This window comes from Sporomusa aerivorans (assembly GCF_041428895.1).
GTDB lineage: Bacteria > Bacillota > Negativicutes > Sporomusales > Sporomusaceae > Sporomusa > Sporomusa aerivorans.
In genome coordinates, this window is the sequence record NZ_CP156926.1 from 2,973,713 (window position 1) to 2,996,920 (window position 23,208).

17 protein-coding genes and 1 riboswitch are annotated in these 23,208 nt (G+C 46.7%); of the genes, 11 read left to right on the forward strand and 6 right to left on the reverse strand.

The window, feature by feature from the left end; translation table 11 throughout:
• Positions 1–18 precede the first annotated feature (18 nt).
• Positions 19–1,437: a [FeFe] hydrogenase H-cluster radical SAM maturase HydG gene (gene hydG, locus SATMO3_RS13920; RefSeq protein ID WP_371381368.1), complete on the forward strand. Its 1,419-nt coding sequence runs from the start codon at positions 19–21 to the stop codon at positions 1,435–1,437.
• 78 nt (positions 1,438–1,515) lie between these two features.
• On the opposite strand, the gene SATMO3_RS13925 is transcribed toward hydG, so the two are convergent.
• Together SATMO3_RS13925 and SATMO3_RS13930 are read right to left on the reverse strand one after the other, a co-directional pair.
• The gene (locus SATMO3_RS13925) at positions 1,516–1,719 is read right to left on the reverse strand and encodes a molybdopterin-binding protein (RefSeq protein WP_371381369.1); all 204 of its coding nucleotides are present in this window, start codon (positions 1,717–1,719) and stop codon (positions 1,516–1,518) included.
• Positions 1,720–2,116: 397 nt separating this feature from the next.
• Positions 2,117–3,778, reverse strand: a complete 1,662-nt coding sequence (locus SATMO3_RS13930) for a hypothetical protein (protein WP_371381370.1) — start codon at positions 3,776–3,778, stop codon at positions 2,117–2,119.
• A 487-nt stretch (positions 3,779–4,265) separates the two neighbouring features.
• On the opposite strand from SATMO3_RS13930, the gene SATMO3_RS13935 reads away from it, so the two are divergent.
• From SATMO3_RS13935 to SATMO3_RS13945, 3 genes are all read left to right on the forward strand, one after another.
• The gene (locus tag SATMO3_RS13935) at positions 4,266–4,952 is read left to right on the forward strand and encodes a GTP-binding protein (protein WP_371381371.1); all 687 of its coding nucleotides are present in this window, start codon (positions 4,266–4,268) and stop codon (positions 4,950–4,952) included.
• 35 nt (positions 4,953–4,987) lie between these two features.
• Positions 4,988–6,001 carry an ATP-binding cassette domain-containing protein gene (locus SATMO3_RS13940; protein WP_371381372.1) on the forward strand — a complete coding sequence of 338 codons (1,014 nt, stop codon included), beginning with the start codon at positions 4,988–4,990 and terminating at the stop codon, positions 5,999–6,001.
• Positions 6,002–6,063: 62 nt separating this feature from the next.
• Entirely contained in the window at positions 6,064–7,281 is a 1,218-nt protein-coding gene (locus tag SATMO3_RS13945) for an ABC transporter substrate-binding protein (RefSeq protein ID WP_371381373.1), read from the forward strand.
• A 119-nt stretch (positions 7,282–7,400) separates the two neighbouring features.
• Here the strand turns inward: SATMO3_RS13945 and SATMO3_RS13950 are convergent, their stop codons facing one another.
• The 3 genes from SATMO3_RS13950 to SATMO3_RS13960 all read right to left on the reverse strand — a co-directional run bounded on the left by SATMO3_RS13950 (position 7,401) and on the right by SATMO3_RS13960 (position 10,792).
• Positions 7,401–7,868, reverse strand: coding sequence for a hypothetical protein (locus SATMO3_RS13950; RefSeq protein WP_371381374.1), 468 nt, complete (start codon positions 7,866–7,868; stop codon positions 7,401–7,403).
• A 27-nt stretch (positions 7,869–7,895) separates the two neighbouring features.
• Positions 7,896–8,849 carry a formate/nitrite transporter family protein gene (locus SATMO3_RS13955; RefSeq protein WP_371381375.1) on the reverse strand — a complete coding sequence of 318 codons (954 nt, stop codon included), beginning with the start codon at positions 8,847–8,849 and terminating at the stop codon, positions 7,896–7,898.
• Positions 8,850–9,031: 182 nt separating this feature from the next.
• Positions 9,032–10,792 (reverse strand): formate--tetrahydrofolate ligase, encoded by a 1,761-nt coding sequence (locus SATMO3_RS13960; RefSeq protein WP_371373135.1) that lies wholly within the window; start codon positions 10,790–10,792, stop codon positions 9,032–9,034.
• A gap of 532 nt (positions 10,793–11,324) precedes the next feature.
• A riboswitch (ZMP/ZTP riboswitch) is annotated at positions 11,325–11,407 on the reverse strand.
• Between the two features lie 136 nt (positions 11,408–11,543).
• Between SATMO3_RS13960 and SATMO3_RS13965 the strand changes: the two genes are divergently transcribed.
• The 3 genes from SATMO3_RS13965 (at position 11,544) to SATMO3_RS13975 (ending at position 15,110) form a co-directional block, all read left to right on the forward strand.
• Positions 11,544–11,837, forward strand: coding sequence for a hypothetical protein (locus tag SATMO3_RS13965; protein ID WP_371381376.1), 294 nt, complete (start codon positions 11,544–11,546; stop codon positions 11,835–11,837).
• Positions 11,838–12,002: 165 nt separating this feature from the next.
• Positions 12,003–12,332, forward strand: a complete 330-nt coding sequence (locus SATMO3_RS13970) for a hypothetical protein (RefSeq protein ID WP_371381377.1) — start codon at positions 12,003–12,005, stop codon at positions 12,330–12,332.
• A gap of 36 nt (positions 12,333–12,368) precedes the next feature.
• Positions 12,369–15,110, forward strand: a complete 2,742-nt coding sequence (locus tag SATMO3_RS13975) for a cation-translocating P-type ATPase (RefSeq protein ID WP_371381378.1) — start codon at positions 12,369–12,371, stop codon at positions 15,108–15,110.
• 114 nt (positions 15,111–15,224) lie between these two features.
• On the opposite strand, the gene SATMO3_RS13980 is transcribed toward SATMO3_RS13975, so the two are convergent.
• Complete coding sequence (locus SATMO3_RS13980) at positions 15,225–16,364, reverse strand: efflux RND transporter periplasmic adaptor subunit (RefSeq protein ID WP_371381379.1); 1,140 nt, start codon at positions 16,362–16,364, stop codon at positions 15,225–15,227.
• Positions 16,365–16,532: 168 nt separating this feature from the next.
• Here SATMO3_RS13980 and SATMO3_RS13985 point away from each other — a divergent pair, with 168 nt between their 5' ends.
• The 4 genes from SATMO3_RS13985 (at position 16,533) to SATMO3_RS14000 (ending at position 23,098) form a co-directional block, all read left to right on the forward strand.
• Complete coding sequence (locus tag SATMO3_RS13985) at positions 16,533–17,141, forward strand: TetR/AcrR family transcriptional regulator (protein ID WP_371381380.1); 609 nt, start codon at positions 16,533–16,535, stop codon at positions 17,139–17,141.
• Between the two features lie 42 nt (positions 17,142–17,183).
• The gene (locus SATMO3_RS13990; RefSeq protein WP_371381381.1) at positions 17,184–18,272 is read left to right on the forward strand and encodes an efflux RND transporter periplasmic adaptor subunit; all 1,089 of its coding nucleotides are present in this window, start codon (positions 17,184–17,186) and stop codon (positions 18,270–18,272) included.
• Positions 18,269–21,313 carry an efflux RND transporter permease subunit gene (locus SATMO3_RS13995; RefSeq protein WP_371381382.1) on the forward strand — a complete coding sequence of 1,015 codons (3,045 nt, stop codon included), beginning with the start codon at positions 18,269–18,271 and terminating at the stop codon, positions 21,311–21,313. Before SATMO3_RS13990 ends, SATMO3_RS13995 begins: the two co-directional genes overlap by 4 nt.
• A gap of 87 nt (positions 21,314–21,400) precedes the next feature.
• Positions 21,401–23,098 (forward strand): amidohydrolase, encoded by a 1,698-nt coding sequence (locus tag SATMO3_RS14000; protein WP_371381383.1) that lies wholly within the window; start codon positions 21,401–21,403, stop codon positions 23,096–23,098.
• The last annotated feature ends 110 nt before the right edge of the window (positions 23,099–23,208 follow it).

The following is a 23,208-nucleotide window of genomic DNA, read 5'->3' on the forward strand; positions in this document are numbered from 1 at the left end:
TGCAAAGGAGACTTACTCATGTATAACTGTAAATCGAAAGTCGCCACTGAGTTTATTGATGATCAGGAAATTCTGGACACAATTGAATTTGCCCAGAAAAATAAAAGTAATCGCGAGCTTATTGACAGTATTTTGGAGCGGGCCAAAGACTGTAAAGGGCTGACTCACCGTGAAGCGGCAGTACTCTTGGAATGCGATTTAGCAGATGAAAACGAAAAAATGATGACCCTGGCCAAAGAGATCAAGCAAAAGCTTTATGGAAACCGCATTGTTATGTTTGCTCCATTATATCTTTCTAATTATTGTATTAACGGGTGTGTATACTGTCCTTATCATTTTAGAAATAAGCATATTTCCCGCAAAAAGCTTTCGCAGGCGGATATCGCCCGCGAAGTAATTGCCCTGCAGGATATGGGGCATAAGCGCCTGGCTCTGGAAACAGGAGAAGACCCTGTTAACAATCCGATTGAATATGTATTGGAAAGTATTCAGACTATTTACGGCATAAAACATAAAAACGGTGCTATCCGCCGCGTTAATGTTAATATTGCCGCAACCACCGTAGAAAACTACCGTAAGCTGAAAGAGGCAGGAATAGGAACCTATATTCTTTTTCAGGAAACCTATAATAAAAAAGCTTACGAACAACTACATCCGACAGGTCCCAAGAGTGATTATGCCTATCATACCGAAGCCATGGACAGAGCTATGGAAGCCGGCATTGACGATGTCGGGTTAGGCGTTTTGTTTGGGCTAAATCTGTACCGCTATGATTTTATTGGTTTACTCATGCATGCTGAGCATCTGGAAGCCGCTATCGGCGTTGGGCCGCACACCGTCAGTGTTCCGCGGATTCGTCCTGCCGATGACATTAATCCGGAAGACTTTAGCAATGCTATTTCTGATGATATATTTGCCAAAATAGTCACGGTACTTCGTATTGCCGTTCCTTACACCGGCATGATTGTTTCCACACGGGAATCGCAAAAAACCCGTGAACGCGTGCTGCAACTGGGTGTATCACAAATCAGCGGCGGTTCGAGCACCAGCGTGGGCGGCTATGTTGAACCGGAGGCGGAAGATGATAATTCGGCGCAGTTTGATGTAAATGATAAACGTACTCTTGACGAGATTGTAAATTGGTTGTTGACGCTGGGATATATTCCTAGCTTCTGTACGGCCTGTTATCGTGAAGGCCGTACCGGCGACCGGTTTATGAGTCTTGTAAAAACAGGACAAATTGCCAACTGTTGTCAGCCGAACGCGCTTATGACGCTCAAAGAATATCTGGAGGACTATGCCTCGACAGAGACCAAAGCCAAAGGTGAGGCGGTAATCGCCAAGGAAATTACCCGTATCACCAATGAAAAAGTGCGTGCAACTGCTGTGGAGTATCTGTCTGAACTAAAAGGCGGAAAACGCGATTTCCGCTTCTAATACCTGGAGGGGTACATTAGTAAAAATGCAAAAACAGCCAGCTTACTAAGCTGGCTGTTTTTTGTTCCCGCAATTAGTCTATTTAAGTACCATCATCTCAGTTGCTTTTACAAGTGCCGTTACTTTATCTCCCGGTGCTAAGTTTAAGTCTTCAACCGAATCTACGGTGATAGCCGCTACCAGTTCGGACCCTTTATAATCCATAACAACTTTAGCCATGACGGCGCCTTTGACAACCTCTTTTACCGTTGCCTCCAATTTGTTTCTCCCGCTAATTTTCATTGTTTTCACTCCTTACGGTAATATTTACCTGTAGAAAGCATAACATAAAAAAAAGATAAAATCAACAAATATAGCTAAATATAGCTAAAAAGCAGCAAAATATTAGAATATATAAGATTAATACCTGATTTCTCTATATATCGCAATATAACTATAATTTTCATCTTTTTAAGTAGCGTTTATTTAGTTCGAGTTGGTTTATTTGCTGTTTTAAAGATGAGAATAGGTTCATTAGCAAGAGATATGAGCGAGCAATAGCAAAAGGTAACTAACATAAAAAGTACAGGCAGCTTTTGGAATACATCCGAAACTACCTGTTGATGCCGGTAATTATTTTTATTTTTCCTGCTGTTTTTATTATCTGCTTTATTATCTGCTTTTATTAGCTGCTGATTTATTATTCAACAGCACAGTCAATATAGCCGTATTCAATAATGTTATTTTTTGTTGCGGACGAAATTGCAGTTGCGCTCGCCATCTGGCGGATGGTAAGGGGAATATTGGTTTTAGACAAAAACACGAGACGTTTATCATGTTGCCGTACTAGTTTTACAAGTTTATAAAAACAGTCGTGACTGAATTTGCAGCGCACATTGGCGAAAATAATATCGGCGTGAATGATCAATGATTCATCAAATCCTGTAGTATCACCATAGAGATAAGTAAAATGCGGCAGTTTGCTTTTTAGTTTAATCTGCCAGCTTTCGGCCCCGCCAATAACCAGAGCATGAATATTTCCCAAAGCATTGAGAGAGGCATCGGTACCAAGCGGCTGATTGGTTGCCGGTGTAATAGTATTGGCAGCAATGCTGGTTATATTATTGTTAATGTCGCCGACTGGATGAACCCGTTTGGTCTTAACCGGCTGCGATCTATTATTAGAATTTGCTACATATTGTTGCCAGCGAGCCAGGCTGTTAAGCTCGGCTTCTTTCATGGCTAATAAATTGTTCTTTACTGCCAAGTCGGCAGTGATTTTTCTAATTTCCGCCTCCCGTTCGTTAAGCTGTTTTTTGAGATTGTCCAATTCGCTATGTAAATGTGTAACACTTTGTTCGGCATAATATTTTTTAGCTTTTTTGTACTCTCGTACGAATCTCAGGAAATTTAAGCCAAGCATCACAAACTCGGCGCAATCCATTTCCAATTCGTCTTTATTTTTTTGCAATTGGCCAAACCGGAAAGTTTCGGCAACCATTTTTACGACATAGAGGCGGCAGAGGAGCTCGACATCCCGTTGTTTAATTTGTGACAACATATTGGGCGAAAGCAGTGAGATACCTTCTTCCGCAGACAGATAAGCGCTACAGTGGGCCAAGCCCTCCAGGAGACGGTCATTACGCCATGGATCGAGATAATTGCAAAATGATTTTTGATAGATAGTGTTCTTTAGATACCGGGCAACATTTTTAACGGCTGTTTTGTTCAGTCGCTTTCGTAACAACTGGAGTTCGCGGGTATTGTCTAACTGCCCGGCTAGTATTTGGATAACCGATAACGTGTCAGAATCTGACACGACTACTTGCCGGCGCAAGGCGCAGGCCATGAACATGGCGTATTTTAATGAAGCATGCAGGGGAAGATCAATGACCGGATACAGGGAGATAAACGAATGGATATATTGCGCTGCAGCGCCTGCAAGTAAATTCTGGGTCTGACTGCTTTGGGCAGGAGTGGGATAATATTGCGGCTTGGTCACCTCCGACAAATCAATAATTTCACAATTGGTTATATAGTGATGCAATGCATGCATGCGTTTGTTCATAATAGTTAAAACCTTTTGGTATAAAGGGGAGGACTGACCGGCATCAATTGCAGTGAGAAAAATACCCAAGTATTTTGCGGCATATACTTGCCGGTCAATACCGCCGGCGGCAAATAACGGACAACTGGCATAAGGGGAATGGATGACGGCATTTTGAAAACGGAATTTATCAGTTTCGTATAATAGATCAATTTCCTTGTGAGTTGAAATGGTATCGGCGGCAAGCTGAATAAAAAGCGGGAAAGTATCCACTGAAATATTATTGATTTCTAAAACAAAGTCTGAAATCCTCATAATATCACCATACCTTATATATAGTCTATAAAAAATTGCCGCGCCTCTTTGGTAAGGAAGCGCGGCAATTTTCTATACGGGGCGAATTAACTAACACAAACCAGACACAGGAAATTGCGCCGCCTGAAAACATTGCACTCCCTTCCAAAAAACGGGAAGCATACTGGTTTATCACTATACCGTCCGGCCGACAGCTGCGGCCAGGTTGGGTAAATCAGCTAAGGCGTTGTATCTTGTTTCTTTGCACCTGTACTTTACAATATTCTTGTGGATTTATCCGGGAATTGATTTAACTGTAAAAGTGAGTTATTATAAAACATAAAAATAGAAAATGATGCAAATTGATATAAACAAACAAAACAAAACAAAAACAAATTATAATCGTAATTGAATTCGTTTATGTTTGGTTTAGTAATATTATATTGCATAACAATGAATAATGCAAACATTGTTTGGTTTTTAAAACGGATACTTGGAGGTCAAAGACATGCAGCTAATAACAGTAGCCGGTCCCCCTTCAGCAGGGAAAACAGCCGTTATTCTTAATATTGCTAAATCCTTGCAAGCCGACGGTATAACAACAGGTGTAGTGAAATTTGATTGTTTGTCAACACAGGATCAAAAGCTGTATGAAAAACACGGTGTTCCTGTTAAAACCGGTTTAGCCGGCAACCTATGTCCTGATCATTTTTTTGTAACGAATATTCAAGACTGTCTGGACTGGGGGTTTAAACAAAGACTAGATATGTTAATCAGTGAAAGCGCCGGTTTGTGCAATCGCTGTTCACCTCATATCCGTGGTATTATGGCTGTGTGTGTAATTGATAATCTTAGCGGCGTCAATACTCCGCGTAAAGTAGGACCTATGTTGAAATTAGCCGATATAGTTGTTATAACCAAAGGCGATATTGTTTCCCAGGCTGAACGGGAAGTGTTCGCATTTCGCGTCAAGCAGGCAAATCCCGGGGCGATCATTGTGCAGGTTAACGGTATTACCGGCCAAGGGGCTCAGGAAGTAGGACGCCTGTTCAAAACCGCTGCCCATTTGACTTCTCTCAACGGCAGCAGTTTGCGTTTTTCCATGCCGGCTGCCGTATGCTCGTATTGTTTGGGGCAGACGCGTGTAGGTGCGGATTTTCAGATGGGTAATGTACGTAAGATGGATTTCAATTAATTTACATGGTCCATTCGTAAAAGGTGGTATAAATAATGTGGGAAAAATTGTCTCAAATATCTTTGCGTCAGTTATTTGCCGAATATCCTCACGCGGTGGATTTCTTTTCTTCACTGGCCCTTGATTTAGAATGTACTGAGAGAACGGTTCAAGAGTGGTTTTTCACACTTGATGAAGATGTGCTCCAGGATTTGGGGCTGGGACCTGAGGAGCTTCAAGCCCGGTTTAGTTTCTTTATGATGCAAATGGAAGGACTAAAGGAGACGGTAAATGATGTCAGAGAAGTGACCATCTGCGGTGGCGTCGACAAGAATGGAGAGCCGGAAAACTGTGATCTTACCATCCGGGCGGGTGAGATCATTTGCATAGTGGGACCAACCGGCTCGGGGAAGAGCCGGCTATTGGCAGATATAGAATGGATTGCCCAACAAGACACACCGACAAAACGTCAAATATTAATTAATAGCCAAATCCCTGATGTAACGAAAAGATTTGCCATTGAACATAAATTGGTGGCGCAATTATCGCAAAATATGAATTTTATTATGGACCTGACAGTGCATGAGTTTGTTGCTATGCATGCCGAAAGCAGAATGATTGAAAAGCAGCAGGAAATTGTTGAACACATATTTCGTAAAGCCAATGAGCTGGCTGGAGAGCCCTTTGCACTCAATACGCCTGTCACCTCGCTAAGCGGTGGCCAGTCGCGGGCATTGATGATTGCAGATACGGCGTATTTAAGCACCTCGCCGATTGTTCTGATTGATGAGATTGAAAATGCCGGAATCGACCGTAAACAAGCCTTGCAATTACTTGTTGCAAAAGAAAAAATTGTGCTTATGGCTACGCATGATCCGATTTTGGCCTTGATGGGGGACAAAAGGATTGTCATTAAGAATGGCGGTATACGTCAGGTTATCAACACAAGTCCGGCAGAACGGGAGAACTTGAGTAGACTTGAACTGATTGACCGGCAGATGGCAGCTATCAGAGAACTGCTGCGCAGAGGAGAGCGTATTGATAAGCTTCCTTTCACTTTAGGAATGTAGCGGGACAGAATAAGAACTAAGGGTTGCCAAATCCACAAGGCAAGACGAAGGAGGGAAGTAATTTGGAATTGACCAATCTTACCATCTGCCAGATTATAAGTAACTACCCTGAAACACGGGATGTCTTTGTACATAATGGTTTTCCGCAGTTTGCGGACGATGCTGTGCTGCAGCAATTAGGCCCAATTCTTAAACTAAAGACTGCGTTGAAAAGCAAGAATATCAGTTTGGCGGCATTTGTCAGACTGCTGGAAGAAAAAATTGAGGATACCGGGTTATATCACCGGCTGGCGGCAATGTCTGGCTTAGAGAACAGCAAGCGGCTCAATATGGTTGCTTTGCTGCCATGTCCGTTAAAAATCCCGCTACAGACAGAGTTAAACCGCTTTGTTGAAGGTCTGCGGCAATCCAGGGAAGTGCGCCTGGAATATTGTGCCGAAGCTTTCTCGACCAATATGGTCAATTATGATGAATACATAAAATATTTTGAAGATCCGGACGAGGTTCCGGACATATTGATAACGGCAGGCTACAGCTTCTTTAATCCGTTGTTTATGAGCCGGTTCGTACATACCGGCATATTTGCGCGGATTGGTTACGGAAATGTTGATTACCGGCTGGAACAAGCCGGTCTGATTGACCGGGAAAGTCATTTTGCAGTGATCGCCGCCAATGTTCTGGTAATGGTTGTGGATGTAAACCGGCTCGGCGACTTGCCGGTTCCAGGCAATTGGAAAGATTTACTGCAGCCTATTTATGAAAAGCAGGTGGTGATTCGCGGGCATAACGGCGAATTCTGTGATATTGTGCAATTGAATTTTTATAAAGAATATGGTGAAGCCGGTCTGGCCGCCCTGGCACAGGCGGTCAGATATGGTTTGCACCCGGCGCAAATGGTCAAAGAATTAAAAAGCAGCCGCAGAGATGTCCCATCCATCCATGTTATGCCGTATTTTTTTGCCAATACTTTGACAGATCAGCCCAATATCCGGATTATTTGGCCAAATGACGGGGCGCTCGCCTTTCCTGTCTCCGTACTGGTGAAAACAGAAAAAATGGAATTATATAAAGAAATGGCCGAATTTCTAACAGGGCCGCATATTGCCAGAGTATGCGGCGAAGCCTTTTTTCCGTCCGTACACCCTGCCGGTATGGCTGGTTTTCCGGATAATGCCCGCTTCAAATGGCTTGGCTGGGATTTTATCAGAGAACATGATATGGAGCAGCTTGTAGAGCAAGTAAATGCCTTATTTGTAGAAAAGCAGCAAAAAGAGATCTAAAAAACAATCCCCTTCAACGTCTGCCACGCAGGTTGAAGGGGATATGTTTTTTAGATATATAATTATTCGCTTTGACAGCAGTTGCCTGCTATGGAACTGCCGCTAAATTCCGGCATATATTACGAAAATTTCTCCAGCTTAAGCCCCCAGATTTTTTTGTCTGTTCTTTTTAATCCGAAAGTACGGCGGAGAGTACCGACAACTTCAATCCGGTCACCACTGCGGATGCTTTCATGCGGCGCCACAAACATATGGACGCCGATTTCACCGGTAGGATCCATCACTTGAAACTTAGGCCGGTTAAGCCATTTATGTGAAACTGCAGCCACTGTACCGCTGATGCGTACTTGTTCACCAATCTCTTTTTTGACTAAATCTTTTATCCGGCTCAGCTTAACATGGTGTAAATCTAATTTCTCCACATGCCGCCTGTTCATTAGATTCATCAGCACGGGAATCCCCCCAAGAATCAGCACCATCGGCAATAGAGTAAGAGCCAGTTCGGCATCAGGGCTTGCCAGATAGGCCAGGATTGTGACACAGGCGGCCATTCCCAGGCTGATATAGGCAAAGACGGACATATGCAAGACGATACCTCCCTTTAGTCAGCATGCTTATTTTTTAGCGGACAATGCTTGGGCATTCGCAGCCGGATTTGCCGGGGCAGGAACCTCACAGACGTCAACTTTATAGCAATAGTGATAAGTTGCGCCGATAACGATGATAGCTCCCACAATATTACCCACTGTAACAGGCAATATATTCCAGACAAATATATCTGACCAGGAAAGGCCGTTATTGGTTTGGAGTAAAGCATTCCAGGCCTTGCCATCCGGTCCGAGTTTTGTTATTAATCCAGGGAAGGCGTCAATAAGAAATTTACCGACAGGCAGAAAGTACATATTGGCGACACAGTGTTCAAAGCCAATAACAACGAAGGACATGATCGGAAACCAAATGGCGGCCATCTTACTTACGACATCCTGGCCGGTCATTGCCATTAAGACTGCCAGGCAAACAATAAAGTTACAGCCGATGCCGGAGAAGAACAAGGACAGCATACCTGTTGTTCCCGCGGCTTTATAAGTGAGAATCTTACCGATGGTAAGGGTGACGGCCATCAATCCGAAGGCATTTGGCTCAGGCGCCGTAAAATTACCCTGAGTAAAGGGCGCTATAACCATTAGCGCAGCAAACGCAATAGAACCGATAAGATTGCCTAAATATACGAAAGTCCAGTTTTTTATAAGCTTGCCGTAGGTGCTTTTGCCTGCCCAGACAGCCATCGGCAACAGCATGGCATCACCGGTAAATAACTCCATTCCTGTAAGAATAATGGCTATCAGGCCAATCGGGAATACGGCGCCGCAAATTAGTTTGGCCATCCCGGCGCCCAGCAAGGGAGCGACTCCGGTCATGGCTATCGTTGCAAAAGCAGCGCCGACTGCGATGTATACGCCGCCCATAATGCCTCTTAAAAATAATTGAACAGTAGGTAAATCTCCTTTATATTTCCCGGCATTATAAGCTAGGCCTACCATTTGCGCAGGTGAATTAACAAGACCCATAATGGATTCCCCCTAATAATTGAGTAAGTTCGTGAAATAACACCCGAATCCGTGGCACAAGACTCCTCTGGGCCAGGCTAGCTTTGCTGCTATTTTGCCTTAACTGGGAGTTCTGCCACGGATTCAGATATTACTTTAACAGGCTGTTTTATACCAGCCTTTATTTTTATGAATTTCTCGGATTAGAACAAGCCGCTGACCTTACCGGTCTTAACGTCGACGTCAATCCGGCGATAAGCAGGGTCGGAGCTGGTTCCCGGCATCAGGCTGATAGCGCCGGCCATCGGGCAGAGGAACTTGGCGCCGCCGTAAACGAGGATGTCACGGATCGGCAGTCTCCAGCCTTTGGGTACGCCTTTCCAGGTCGGCTCATGCGACAGGGACAGGTGACTCTTAACCATCATAGTGCAGTAGTCGGCATACTTAGGATCAGACTCGAACTTCTTGGCTTTTTCTTCAGCCAGCGGCGCCCAGTCTACGCCGTCTGCGCCATAGACTTCTTTGGCAATTCGTTCAACACGCTGTCTAAGCGGCATTTCCAGCGGATAGAGGTACTCGAAGTTGACTTCTTCCTTGCAGGCATCCATAACGGCATCGGCCAGATCCAATGCGCCGTCGCCGCCTTTGAGCCAGTGCTCGGATACCGCGGCCCGCGCCCCGGCTTGTTCGGCAATTCTCTTAACCAAAGCATGCTCGGCCGGAGTGTCGGTATAGAAGGCATTGATGCAAACCACCGGTTTGATACCGGATTTTTTGATAACGTTGATAAGGTGTACCATGTTTTCGCAGCCTTTTTCCAAGAGGCCCAGGTTTTCCTTGGTGTATTCATCCGGCAGCGGGCGTCCCGGAACAACGGTAGGTCCGCCGCCATGCATCTTGAGAGCGCGCACGGTGGCCACCAGGATGGAGACATTGGGCTTGAGACCGCTCAGGCGGCATTTTACGTTCCAGAACTTTTCGAAACCGATGTCGGCGGCAAAGCCGGATTCGGTTACGTGGTAATCGAAGCACTTCAGGCCGATACGGTCGGAGATGATGGAGGATTGGCCAATGGCTATATTGGCAAACGGGCCGGCATGTACGAAACAAGGCTGGCCTTCCACGGTGGCGCACAGGGTCGGGTTAATGGTGTTACGCATCCAGGCGGTCATAGCGCCGTCTACTTCGAGGTCGCCGGTGGTTACCGGATCGCCTTTCCTGTTGTAACCAACCACGATATGCTTGAAGCGTTCCCGCATATCGGCAAGGTCCTTGGCTACAGCCAGGATGGCCATTAATTCGGAGCCTACGGCGATACCGAACTTGGAATGCATCATGAAACCGTCTTTTTTACCGCCAAGACCCATGATGATGTTCCGGAGGCCCTGGGCTGCAAAGTCAATTACCCAGCCCATTTCGATATTCTTAGGGTCTATATCCAGTCTTTTTAAGTTTCTTTTGGCCAGTTCAGCATCATCATAATTGGCTTCATGCTGCATTCTAGCGTTCATAGCGACCATGGCCAGGTTGTGGGCGTTCATTATATCATTGATATCGCCAGTCAGGCCGAGAGAGAACTCGGTCATCGGAATTAAGAGTGCGTTGCCGCCGCCGGCGGCAGTACCTTTTACGTTCATGGTCGGGCCGCCGGAAGGCTGCCGGAGGGCTCCGCCTACATTTACGCCGCGTTTACCAAGGCCTTCCATGATACCGATGGAAGTGGTGGATTTACCTTCGCCCAGCGGAGTAGGTGTAATGGCGGTTACTTCGATGTATTTGCCATCGGGTTTATCTTTTAAACGGTCAATTACCTTTAAAAAGTCGATTTTGGGAGTTTTGCCGTAAGGGATGATTTCGTCTTTTTGCAGTCCCATCATTTCCTGATACTTTTCTGTAGAGGGTATGTTTCCTTCTGCCGCTTCGGCGATTTGCCAGTCTTTTAATACTGTAGGATCCCAAGCCATAAAAATAAATCCCCCTTTTTTCTTCTCTTCTCATTCGTGGATTGCAAATGTAACTACCGCACTACATTCAATTCGCCATTAACACCTCCTTTCAATAAAAACAATAACCGGACTCCCCTGATATAATGGGGAATCGTCCGGTCATTGGCGTTAAATAATCCGGGGTAATTAAATTTTGGGCGCAAAAAACCAAGCCATGCTGCATTGGTGGATTGTGTTGAAGTCAAATCTTTCACCAGGCTCCATAACCAGGCAATAAAGCAATAAATTATCCCGGATATTCATTTTAACGCTCCTCTCCCTAAAGCGGGAGATACAACCGAATTTACTGCTCCTTTGGGTTGTAAATCTATAGTGACAGATATGCAACCTGGAGCTATATCTAATTAACTAAAAGAGAAAAGACGCAAAAATACAAATTAATATTATTTTCTGTAAATTTATATTTTATTATGGCACACATGAAAAATATAAACAAGGCCTTTTTTTCGTCTGTAACAAGAAAAACCATCTGAGCATACAACTACACGTGTTGATTTGCCCAGACGGTCGACTTTTTAAGAATCTGTACTCCATGTGGTTAATTCCACTAATCCGTCAGTAGTACAAATCCAATATTTATCTTTGTTCATATTTTAACAAACTTTTCTGTCAACGTCAATACAGGAAATTAATAAAATTTCTAAATAATCAAAATACAGGTTGATCTATAGCTTTAAACAATATGTCGAGTTAGGCAGTGCAGGTCATATTGACAAAAATTAATAGCGGAGAATATAATGAAAATACAAGAAAACATCTTTCAAGGGGAGTAACCTTAACAGCAAAGTCGTCAGTGCGGGCGCTTGTTCAGGTCCCGGCTTTGTTGGCAACACAAATTGTTGTTGGTAAGACCTTGCCTTTTACAGGCAAGGTCTTTTTTTATCCTGATAGAAAGTATAACTTTCGCCTGGATAAGGGCAACATCGGCCTCCTCTTTCGCCAAAGGCTCGGCGCAAGCCGTGTTTTCTTTATACTGAAAGAAAGTATATGTTTCTTTCAGTAGTAGGGCAACACCGACTTGCACTTCCCCAAAGGCTCGGCGTCAGCCATGTTTTCTTTACTATATAAGAATAAACAGAAAGGGTGATTTCTATTATCCGGTTGCTGGATGTTTGTAATGGTGGTAATATACAAAGTTACGATCAAAAGGCTGACTGGGGGGATTTGCTTGGACTGGGTGAAAATTGCAGGCTATTTCGGTTTACTATGCATCCTGATTGCCGTTTTAGCTCAAGTAATTGCGGCTGTAGTCCCCAATTATCATAAGCTTGAGCAGTCGGAAGCTATCTTGCGCTGGTCAATTTTTTTATGGAATTACGCTGCCGTTGTAACCGGAATATATCTTAAACAAAAGACCGGGCAATTGTATGAAATATTTGTTGGCTTGCTGGCCGGGGCTTTGTGCCTGGTGCCGTGGCTGACCTTACCGACAGTGCTGCTTTATTTCTTTCGGGCTTTTGCCAAACTCAGCAGAATTAACGGCGGACTGCCATTTTAATTTCGTATGCTAATAACGGCAAGGAGGGAACTTTTAGTGAAAAAAACGTGGTATCAGTTAAACACAAAAACTGTTTTGAATGAGCTGAATTCCGATTCAGGCCGCGGCCTTTCTGCAGATGAAGTCACCATTCGCCTGAAACAGTATGGTTATAACGAATTAGAGGAAAAACCACGGGATACCCTGTGGAAAAAGTTCTTAAGCCAATTTAAGGACTTCCTGGTATTCATACTCCTGGCGGCCAGTGTTATTTCCCTGGCTGTGGGTGAGGTGGCCGATTCACTGGTCATTATTGCCATTGTCCTGCTTAATGCGCTGCTGGGTGTATATCAGGAGTCAAAGGCTGAAAAGGCGCTTGATGCCTTGAAAAAGATGAGCGCACCAACATCAAAGGTTATTCGTGATGGTGAGGTAAACACCGTATTTTCCCGGGACTTAGTTCCCGGTGATATTATCTTACTGGAAGCCGGCGATTACATTCCTGCCGATGTCCGCATGCTGGATTCCTATAATTTGAAAGTACAGGAGGCCTCCTTGACCGGTGAATCCGTGCCGGTGGAAAAAAAATGTGCAGAGATTGACGGGGAGACTTCACTGGCCGATCGCCATAATCTGGGGTTCATGAGCACCGTGGTGACTTATGGGCGCGGCAAGGCAATTGTCGTTGGTACGGCCATGAATACGGAGATCGGAAAAATTGCCGAAATGCTGCAGACTGTGGAAGAAGACCGTACGCCGTTGCAAAAGAAACTAGAGGAGTTCGGCAAGGGGCTTGGCGTTGCCTGCTTGGCTGTTTGCGCCATTATCTTCGTGTTGGGTTTATGGGAAGGTTATCATGACGGAGTTTTAACCTTTGGTGAAGTTCAACTGATGCTGATGACTTCGATTAGTCTTGCCGTTGCCGCTATTCCTGAAGGGCTGCCCACGGTCGTCACTATTGTATTGGCCCTGGGAATGCAACGGATGGCAAAAAAGAATTCTATTATGAAAAAACTGCATGCAGTCGAGACCTTGGGCAGTATCTCGGTAATCTGCTCTGATAAGACCGGGACGCTTACCCAGAACCAGATGACTGTAGTGCAGATTTATACTCCAGTCAAGCATTTTGCTGTAACCGGTGAAGGCTACAATCCGGCAGGCGGGTTTACTCACAATGAGCAGCCGGTGGAATTGGCGGCTGAACCGGAGCTTGCTTTGCTGCTAACCGGTTCAGTCTTATGCAACGACGCCCGCCTAAAATCCTCAGAAGATGCGAAAAACTGGTCGATTATTGGCGATCCTACCGAAGGGGCTCTCATTGTAGCCGGTTGCAAGGGAGGCTATACCGATCAGCAACTGAAAGCGCATTTTCCGCGTATAGAGGAGCTTCCCTTTGATTCTGACCGAAAAATGATGACAACGTTGCATGCATTTAACGGGCAATTGCGAACTTTTACCAAAGGTGCTCCCGATATTTTGCTAAGCCGTTGCGGCTCGATTGTCACCGGTGATTCAGCCCGCCCCTTAACAGATCAGGATAAGGCCGCAATCCAGGCAGCCAACAGGGAAATGGCCGCCCGGGCCCTGCGGGTACTGGCGGTGGCTTACCGTGATTATAGCAGCAAGCCGGATATGACCAATGCCGCCGACATTGAAAACAATCTGGTGTTTGTCGGTTTGTTAGGCATGATTGATCCGCCGCGGCTGGAAGCGAAAGCAGCCGTTGAGCTATGTAAAGGCGCCGGCATACGGCCGGTGATGATTACCGGCGACCATCCGGATACCGCTTACGCCATCGCCAAAGAACTCGGAATAGTTACAAATACTAAAGAGGTACTTACCGGCAAAGATTTTGACAGCCTGTCGCCGGCCGCTTTAAAACAGGCAGTGGAAACAGCCAGCGTTTTTGCCCGCGTATCTCCCGAACACAAGGTAGCCATTGTCGAAACACTGCGCAGCAACCGTCATATTGTGGCCATGACCGGTGACGGCGTCAATGACGCACCGGCCTTAAAGAAAGCCGACATTGGCGTGGCAATGGGAATTACCGGCACTGATGTAACTAAGGAAACTGCCGATATGGTAGTTTCTGATGATAATTTCGCCACAATTGTGTCGGCTGTGGAAGAAGGCCGGGTTATCTATACCAATATTAAGAAATTTGTCTACTTCTTACTGTCCTGTAATGCTTCGGAAGTACTGGTTATCTTTTTCGCCATTCTGTTTGGCTGGCCAATTCCCTTGCTGCCAATTCAACTGCTATGGGTCAACCTGGTAACCGATGCGTTTCCGGCCCTGGCGCTCGGTGTTGAAAAGAAAGAGCCGAATGTAATGCGGCTTAAACCCAGGAACCCTGCAGAGCCGTTGCTGGGTAAAAACCTGAAGATTATGATTGGTGTGCAGAGCGCGGCGATAGCAGTTACTGTTCTGGGGGCATTTCAATACGCTCTGACAACATATAACAGGGATCTCGACATCGCCCGAACCTTTGCTTTTGTCACCCTGATAACCACGCAGATTATCTGCGCTTATGCAGCCCGTTCCGAACACTACTCTTCGTTTACGCTCGGCTTTTTTAGCAACAAGTTTCTCAATGCCGGCGTTCTGCTTTCCTTTGCGCTGTTGTTACTGTCGGTTTACGGGCCATTGCATCTGGTATTTAAGACCATTGAACCGGGAGTACAAGAATGGATATTCCTGCTGGCAATGGCTCCGCTGCCTTTCCTGACTACCGAGATTACCAAATGGTTGTTAAAACTGACAGGTAAGCCAGCACAGTCAGCAGGCGTAAACGGGTAAATACAATTTAGCTGATAACAAAACGGACTCATTCCCGATTACGGGTATAGAGTCCGTTTTATTTTGGCGCGCTGTTTTGCGGTCTTTTATTAAGCTCTTATCCGGGTTGGGGATTTACTGCAATGCTATTGTACTGCCGTCTTTCAGATTCTCTGTTCCAGTGATTATAATCAGGGCTTCTTCCGGCAATGCACTTGTGATTTCAACAAAATCACCTATGGCTGCACCGACGGTTACCTGTTGGCGGATGGCCTGGTTGTTAACCGCCAGATACAGATATTTGTTTCCCTGTTCTTCCAGTATAGCCGCTTGGGGTACTGCCGGCACCGTTATCATCTGGCTGGTTTTAATATGGACAGTGACGGGTGTTTCGGGCTTGAGCAAGCCGGTGGCATTATCGGTGCGAATATGAGTGAGGAATAGATTGTTACTGCTGGTACCTACTTCCGGGTAAATAGCCTCTACTTGCCCGGCAACAGGTGTCTGACCGGATGGACTGTCCGGCACAATTTCAGCGGGAGTGCCGGCCTGGATGAGGTATAAATCCTTCTGTTCCAGATGGACAACGGCCCGCACTTCACCGCCATTGTCCAGTACCATTAGTTGCTGACCGGCCTGTACCGTTGTGCCGTCAGCGGCGGCAAGGCCTGTTATCTTGCCGGATGACGGCGCAATAAGCGTAGCGGAGCTGGGTTGCCGGGCTGCGTTGCCGGAGCCGGCTGGAAAAGAATCTGGTGCGGCGTTCAACGCATCTTTGGCAGCCTGCAGGCGTGCGCCTGTTTCTTCCAACTGCCGCCGGGCAATAGCGCCAATTTGGTATAGTTTTTGATAACGTTCGTATTCTTTTACAAGATTGTCATAACTCATTTGGGCTTGGCGGGTTGTCTCCCCGTTTGACTGGACCGCAAGATTGTCAGCTGCCCCGGCGTTGGCTGCCCCGGGAGTGCCTTCAATATGAAGGAGAGACTGACCGGCATTTACCATTTGCCCCTCGGTTATGCTTACCGCACTCACACGGCCCGCAAGCGGCGCACTGATGCTGACTGCCTGACGGCTTTGAATGGAACCGGCCAGGATTATTTCCAAGGGTTTGGATAGCCTGCTGACCGGAGCGACTGTGACACCGGCTGACGGCTGAGACAATCCCTGACCGGCCGGAAAATGACTTGTGCGGACAACTCCCCAGAGTACAACGGCAAGGACTGCGATTATTAGTATGGCAGGAACAAACTTTTTTAATTGGCTGTTATTCATGGATGATCATCTCCAGGTGTAGTTTCAATATTATACTCCTACTTTTTTCTTCATTCGTCAAGCCATGCAAGCTGTATGGCAGAAATAAACAAATAATAGACACGTGGAAACTAAAATATTATAATAGTTTCTAAGGTGCTCTGAATAATCAAATAATGGGGGCTTGTCGTGGACGATTTAAAAGGTTACATACTTGATAAGGCACAGGTAAAATTTGACCGTTTTGGGTTAAAGAAAACAACTATGGATGATATCAGCCGGGAATGCAAAATTTCCAAGAAAACTTTGTATAAACATTTTGTCAGTAAAGAGGATTTGTTTATCAGCTTATTTGCCCGCGAAACACGCAGGGGACGGGAAATCATTTTTGCCCGGATGGGTGATATCTCTGATCCGATGGAACGCTTGATTCAGCTTACCAAGACTGCTATTGGTTATTTTAATGAGGATCATTTCCTAACCAGAATACTAAAAGATGATCAGGCGCTGTTTTCCGCCTTTTTAGGGGCAAAGTATCATTCCATGCTTGAACAGGAGATTATTGCCGTTATCGCTGATATCATCCGCGAGGGGAAAGGGAAGGGGCAATTTCGTGATGTGGACGAAGCGGTAATGGCCTATGCGGGGATAAAACTCTTTCAGGCTTTCAGCTATATGCGGACGACGGAATTTTTGCCGGAAAAATTAGCGCAGGGTTATTATACCGAGGCGCTTGTTGATCTATTTGTCCATGCACTGCAAAAGCAGCCCACGGAGAAAGGCGCTGTATCCGGCTAAGTCCATTCTATAAGTACTGCTTTAGGGATGAGGGGGATGAATATGAAAAAGGCTATGTGTTGCTGGGTACTTCTTGGGGGCGTGATTGCTATAGCCGCAATTCTTGCGGCTGGCTGCTCTCAACAGCAGGCTGCCATGGAGCAGCCGCCTTTGGTTCGCTCACAAGTTGTCAGGCTGGAACAAAACAGCCAAGGTGCAATTTATTCAGGGGAAGTCCGGGGCAGATATGAAAAACAGCTTTCTTTTCAGGTCAGCGGCAAGGTCATAAGACGCAATGTCGAGCTAGGGAGTGTTGTAAATCCAGGCGATATATTGCTGGAGATTGACGCCAGGGACATTGTGCAGACCGTCAATGCCGGCGCGGCTCAGGTCTACTCAGCTGAGTCACAGCTTAAGCTGGCGGAAAACAATCTTAAACGTTACCAGGAACTCTACGAACAGCAGGCCATCAGCCGTACTCAGTATGAGCAATACCAGAACGCCTATGATGCGGCCCTGGCAGCCGTGCAACAGACATCAGCCCAGTATGCCCAAGGCAGCAACCAACTGGGCTACAGCAGTTTGGCGGCCGATTGCGCAGGTATTATTGCAGCTGTCAATGTGGAAGCCGGACAAGTGGTAAGCGCCGGCCAGACTGTATTGACATTGGTGCAGGCCGGCGAGCAGGAAGTAGAGATTTACATTCCTGAACATCGTATTGAAGAGTTGCGCAAGGCGGCATCCGTGCAAATTACTTTTTGGGCCTTGCCGGGAGCTAAGGTGGAAGGGGCAATCCGGGAAGTGGCGCCGGTCGCTGACAAAGCAACCAGAACTTATAAAGTGCGGATCAGTTTGAAAAATCCTCCGCCTGAAGTAAAGCTTGGCATGACAGCGACAGTAACGGCCGCGGGAACTTCTGCTGCACAAAAGGCCGCGTATATTCCGCTTGCGGCCCTCTATCAGAGCGGCGATACTCCCCAGGTGTGGGTTGTCAATAATGGTGCTGTCGGCTTAAAACCCGTAAAGACAGGGGCTGTGGCTGATGACAAGGTCCAGGTACTCGGCCTTGCGGAGGGGGAAATCATTGTGACCGCCGGGGTTCATAAACTGTCTCCGGGGCAAATAGTGCGTACGGCAGGTGACAGGCCATGAATAAATTAAACCTGACTGAGTGGGCGCTTCGCCACCGGCAAATTGTTTATTTTTTTATGGGGATAACCTTCCTTGCCGGCATATTTTCCTATTTAAACCTGGGAAGGATGGAAGACCCTGATTATGTTATCCGCCAGATGGTGGTCACGGTGGCTTGGCCGGGAGCTACCGCCCGGCAAATGGAGGAGCAGGTAACCGACAAAATTGAAAAGAAACTGCAAGACACGCCTGGCCTCGACTACCTGAAAAGCTACTCGGAGCCTTCCCAGGCTGTAATTTACGTAAACTTAAAAGATACTCTGAGTGAAAAAGAGATTCGCCCAACCTGGCTGGAAGTGCGTAATATGGTTAATGATATCAAGGGGACATTGCCGGCGGGTGTGGTGGGGCCGGCTTTTAATGACCGCTTCGATGACGTATACGGCTCAATTTATGCCCTGACTGCTGACGGTTTTACTTATGAAGAGATGCGTGAACAGGCCGAAATCATACGCCGGACGCTGCTGGGCGTGCCTAATGTGAAAAAGGTGGAACTGCTGGGGGTGCAGGAAGAGAAAATATATATCGAAATGACCAGCAGCAAGTTAGCGCAACTGGGTATCGACCCCAATATAATATTAAATACCGTAAAAGCGCAGGCCGCTATGGCGCCTGCCGGCATGGTAGAGACCTCGTCTGATAATGTACATCTCAGGATTAGCGGCGTATTCGACACTATTGACAGTATTCGGGAACTGTCGATCCATGCCAATGGCCGGAGTTTCCGGTTAGGGGATATTGCCAAAGTGGAACGCAAATACGCCGAACCCATGGAGCCCAAGATGTACTTTAACGGTCAACCTGCCATTGGTCTGGCCATTTCGATGGAAAAAGGCGGGAATATTCTTACCCTTGGCGAAAATTTAAGTAATACCATCGCGCAAGTCAGAGGAAATCTGCCCTTAGGTCTTGAGATCAGCCAGGTCTCTAATCAGCCGAAAGTTGTGGAAGAATCCATCGGTGACTTTGTAAAGTCCCTGCGGGAAGCTGTTATCATTGTTTTAGCGGTTAGTTTCTTTAGTTTGGGCATGCGCTCAGGAATTGTGGTAGCGTTGTGTATTCCGTTGGTTATTGCAGGAACTTTTGCCTTGATGAAAGCCTTGGGTATTGATCTGCACAAGGTATCACTGGGTGCTTTAATTATTGCCCTGGGCTTACTGGTCGACGATGCCATTATTGCGATCGAAATGATGTCGGTCAAAATGGAACAAGGCTGGGACCGGTTTAAGGCGGCTTGTCATGCCTATACAGTCACGGCCTTTCCTATGCTGACAGGTACACTGATTACCTGCGCCGGTTTTATTCCTATCGGTTTTGCCAAAGGGCCCGCCGCCGAATTTACCAGCAGCCTGTTTATTGTAATTACGGTAGCTTTGCTATTGTCCTGGCTGGTCTCCGTTATTGTTACGCCGCTTATTGGCTATAAGCTGCTTAAGGACCGTCCGGCCGAGAAAGTTGAACATGACGTATATGATTCCCGGTTTTACCGGGTGTTCAGGCAATTGCTCACATGGTGTCTTAAACGCCAAAAACTTGTTTTGGGGGTTACCATACTCAGTTTTGCCGGCTCAGTTTTTTTATTAAAATTCATTAAACAGGAATTTTTCCCGCCATCGCTGCGGTCTGAGCTTATTATTGAGATGACCTTGCCGGAAGGCGCTTCGCTTAAGGCCACTGAGCAGGAAGCCCGGCGGTTTGCCGCAACTCTTGCCGGTGATGACAATATCGATAATTTCAGCTATTATGTGGGCAAGGGCGCACCGCGCTTTGTTCTAACGACTGAGCCGAAACTTCCGGCCACTAACTATGCGCAATTTGTTATTGTCGCTAAGAATGTGGAAGCACGCAACGTATTACACCGGAAGATTGAAACTCTGTTTGCCGAACAGTTTGTCGAAGTTCGTAAAAATATCAAGCTGATTCAGACCGGACCGCCTTCGGCCTATCCGGTTATGCTGCGGGTAAGCGGGTACGAGCACGACAAGGTGCGCGCCATAGCGGAAGAGGTGCGGACAATAATGACGGCTAATCCTAATTTGAGGGATTGCAATTTTGACTGGTATGAAAAAAGCAAAAGCATGCATTTAGCCGTTGATCAGGACAAAGCGCGGGCGCTGGGGCTTGATAGCCAAAGTTTGGCTACCATGCTGCAAATGCAGGTTTCCGGGGCGGCTATTGCCGAGTTTAGGGAAAAGGACAAAACGGTAGATATGGTATTCCGCATTGATGAACAGAACAGGCAGGATCTGGCGCACATAAAAGATCTTATGATCCATAGCGGCGGCGGGAAATTTGTCCCCTTGGATCAGATTGCCCAAATAAGTTATGAAGCGGAAGACGGCCTGATATGGCGGCGTGATCTTAAGCCTGCCATTACCGTTCAGGCCGATGTCAAACCGGGAATTACCGGCAATGACGCCACCCGTCAGGTATATGAGCAACTAACAGCGCTCAGGCAGAAGCTGCCGCCCGGGTACAGTGTTGATGTCGGCGGCTCTATGGAGAGCAGTAAAAAATCAATCGGGTTCTTATTGCAGCCGGTACCGGTGATGTTACTGGTTATCGCCATTTTGCTTATGTTCCAGTTGCAGAAAATATCACTCATGGTCTTGACAGTACTGACGGCGCCGCTGGGAATTATCGGAGTCAGCCTGTTTATGCTACTGACCCAGCGACCGATGGGGTTTGTGGCTGAATTGGGGATTTTGTCGCTAAGCGGCATGATTATTCGCAATTCGGTTATTTTAATTGATCAGATCGAACAACATATTCAGGCCGGTGAAGAGGCCTGGGATGCCATTATCAATTCGGCTGTGCTCAGGTTCCGGCCTATTATGCTTACAGCGGCTGCGGCAATCCTGGGAATGATCCCTCTAATTACCAGTTCCTTCTGGGGGCCGATGGCGGTAGCCATCGCCGGCGGATTATTGGGTGCTACTATTTTAACCTTGCTGGTACTGCCTACCATGTATGCAGCCTGGTTTCGGGTAAAACCTAAATAAGGAGGCAGGAATAAGGCTGTCAGTGGCAGAATTGCCTCAAAGATGATATTTAACTTTTCTACAACTGAAATCAGGCAGGTGGATTAAATGACAGAAGGACTTGCAGCTGATACTGCACTAATAAATGGCGTTATATACACCGCCGATGCGCAGGATACCGTATGCCAGGCAGTTGCTGTAAAAGGCGACAGGATTATTTTCGCAGGCGGTAATGAGCAGTGTGCCGGCTATATTGACGCCCGGACAAAGATAATTGACTTACAGGGAAAAATGGTCATCCCGGGAATGATTGACAGCCATATTCACCCGCCGGGGATCGCTCTTTACGAGCTTTATGAAGTACAGTTGTTCGGCATTAATAGCCTGCGAGGATACCAGGAGGCTGTAAGGAGTTTCATTGAGCAGCATCCTGATGTCAAGGTTGTCTATGGGCAGGGATGGCTCTGGAGCGCTTTTTCCGGGGAAGAGGTGACCAAAGGGCCGCGCAAAGAGCACCTGGATGCAGTTGCACCTGACATTCCGGTGGTTTTACGGGCCATGGACGGTCATAGCTGGTGGGTTAATTCCAAGGCGTTGGCTTTAAGCGGTATAACCAGGGATACCGAATCGCCTGAAGGCGGCATAGTGGAAAAAGATGCCGTCAGCGGTGAGGTGTGGGGGACGGTAAAGGAGAGCGCCATATCACTGGTTATTCAGCCCGAATATACGCTTGAGCAATATATCGAAGCCATGAAAGCCTTTCAAAACAGAATGCATAGCTTTGGAGTTACCGGTGTCCTTGGCATTATGGGGCGGTTTATTGACCGGATCATCCCGGCCTGGGATCATCTGGCCAGGCAGGATGATCTGGCATTGCATGTCCGGGGCGCTATTATGGTCCACCCTCAGGACAGCCTGAACGGTCAGTTTGATGCTATCGACAGACTGCGGGCCCAGTATAACTCGCCCTATTTTCAGATAACGACGGCCAAGTTTTTTGCCGACGGCGTTGTGGAGGGAGGCACCAGTTATCTGCTTGAGCCTTACACACTGGCTACAGGCAGGGGAAAAGACTATTATGGCAATTTTCTGTGGGATACAAAAATGTTTGCCGAGGCCTGCTGTCTGGCAAACCGGCGAGGTTTGCAAATTCATGTTCATTCCATCGGTGATGCCGCCACGCGCCGGGTTTTAGATGCGCTGGAAACGGCTCAGGCAAAAAATTCAGGTGCATTTCGCAATGCCATTACCCACCTGCAACTAGTTCATCAAGACGACATACCCCGGTTTAAGAAACTGCAAGTGGTTGCCAGTGTTCAGCCTTATTGGCATTTCAAAGGGCCGAACTGGTGGCAAAATGTCGATCACCGCATATTGGGAGAACGGGCTGAGTTCGAATATCCGCTCAAGAGCTTTTTAACACATGGCGCCACTCTGGCTTCCTCTTCCGACTATCCCATCACGCCTGTACCTAATCCTCTCTTGGCCATAGAGACTGGAGTGACCCGCAATCTTTCTAATGGCCGTCCTTTTGGCGTGGAGGACATAAACGATATGGATGACGAGCGGTATTTGCTTAATAAAAATGAGCGCATACCGGTTACGGAGATGATAAAGAGTTTTACCATAAACAATGCCTATGCCTTGTTTATGGATCATGAGACCGGGTCTATCGAGACCGGGAAACTGGCTGATCTTGTCGTTCTGGAACAGGATTTGCTGACGATAAATCCTGTTGATATTGCTGCGACAAAGGTAGGCATGACCTTTTTTGGCGGAAAAATAGTATATACTAGCAGCCAATAAAGATTTTTTCCTGGGCGGGCAGTAAGTAACACCTGAAATCTTTATCGAAGCGGCCAGTGTGGCAAGTAGAAAGAAGGGCAAAAGATTATATAGTCTTTTGCCCTTCTTTC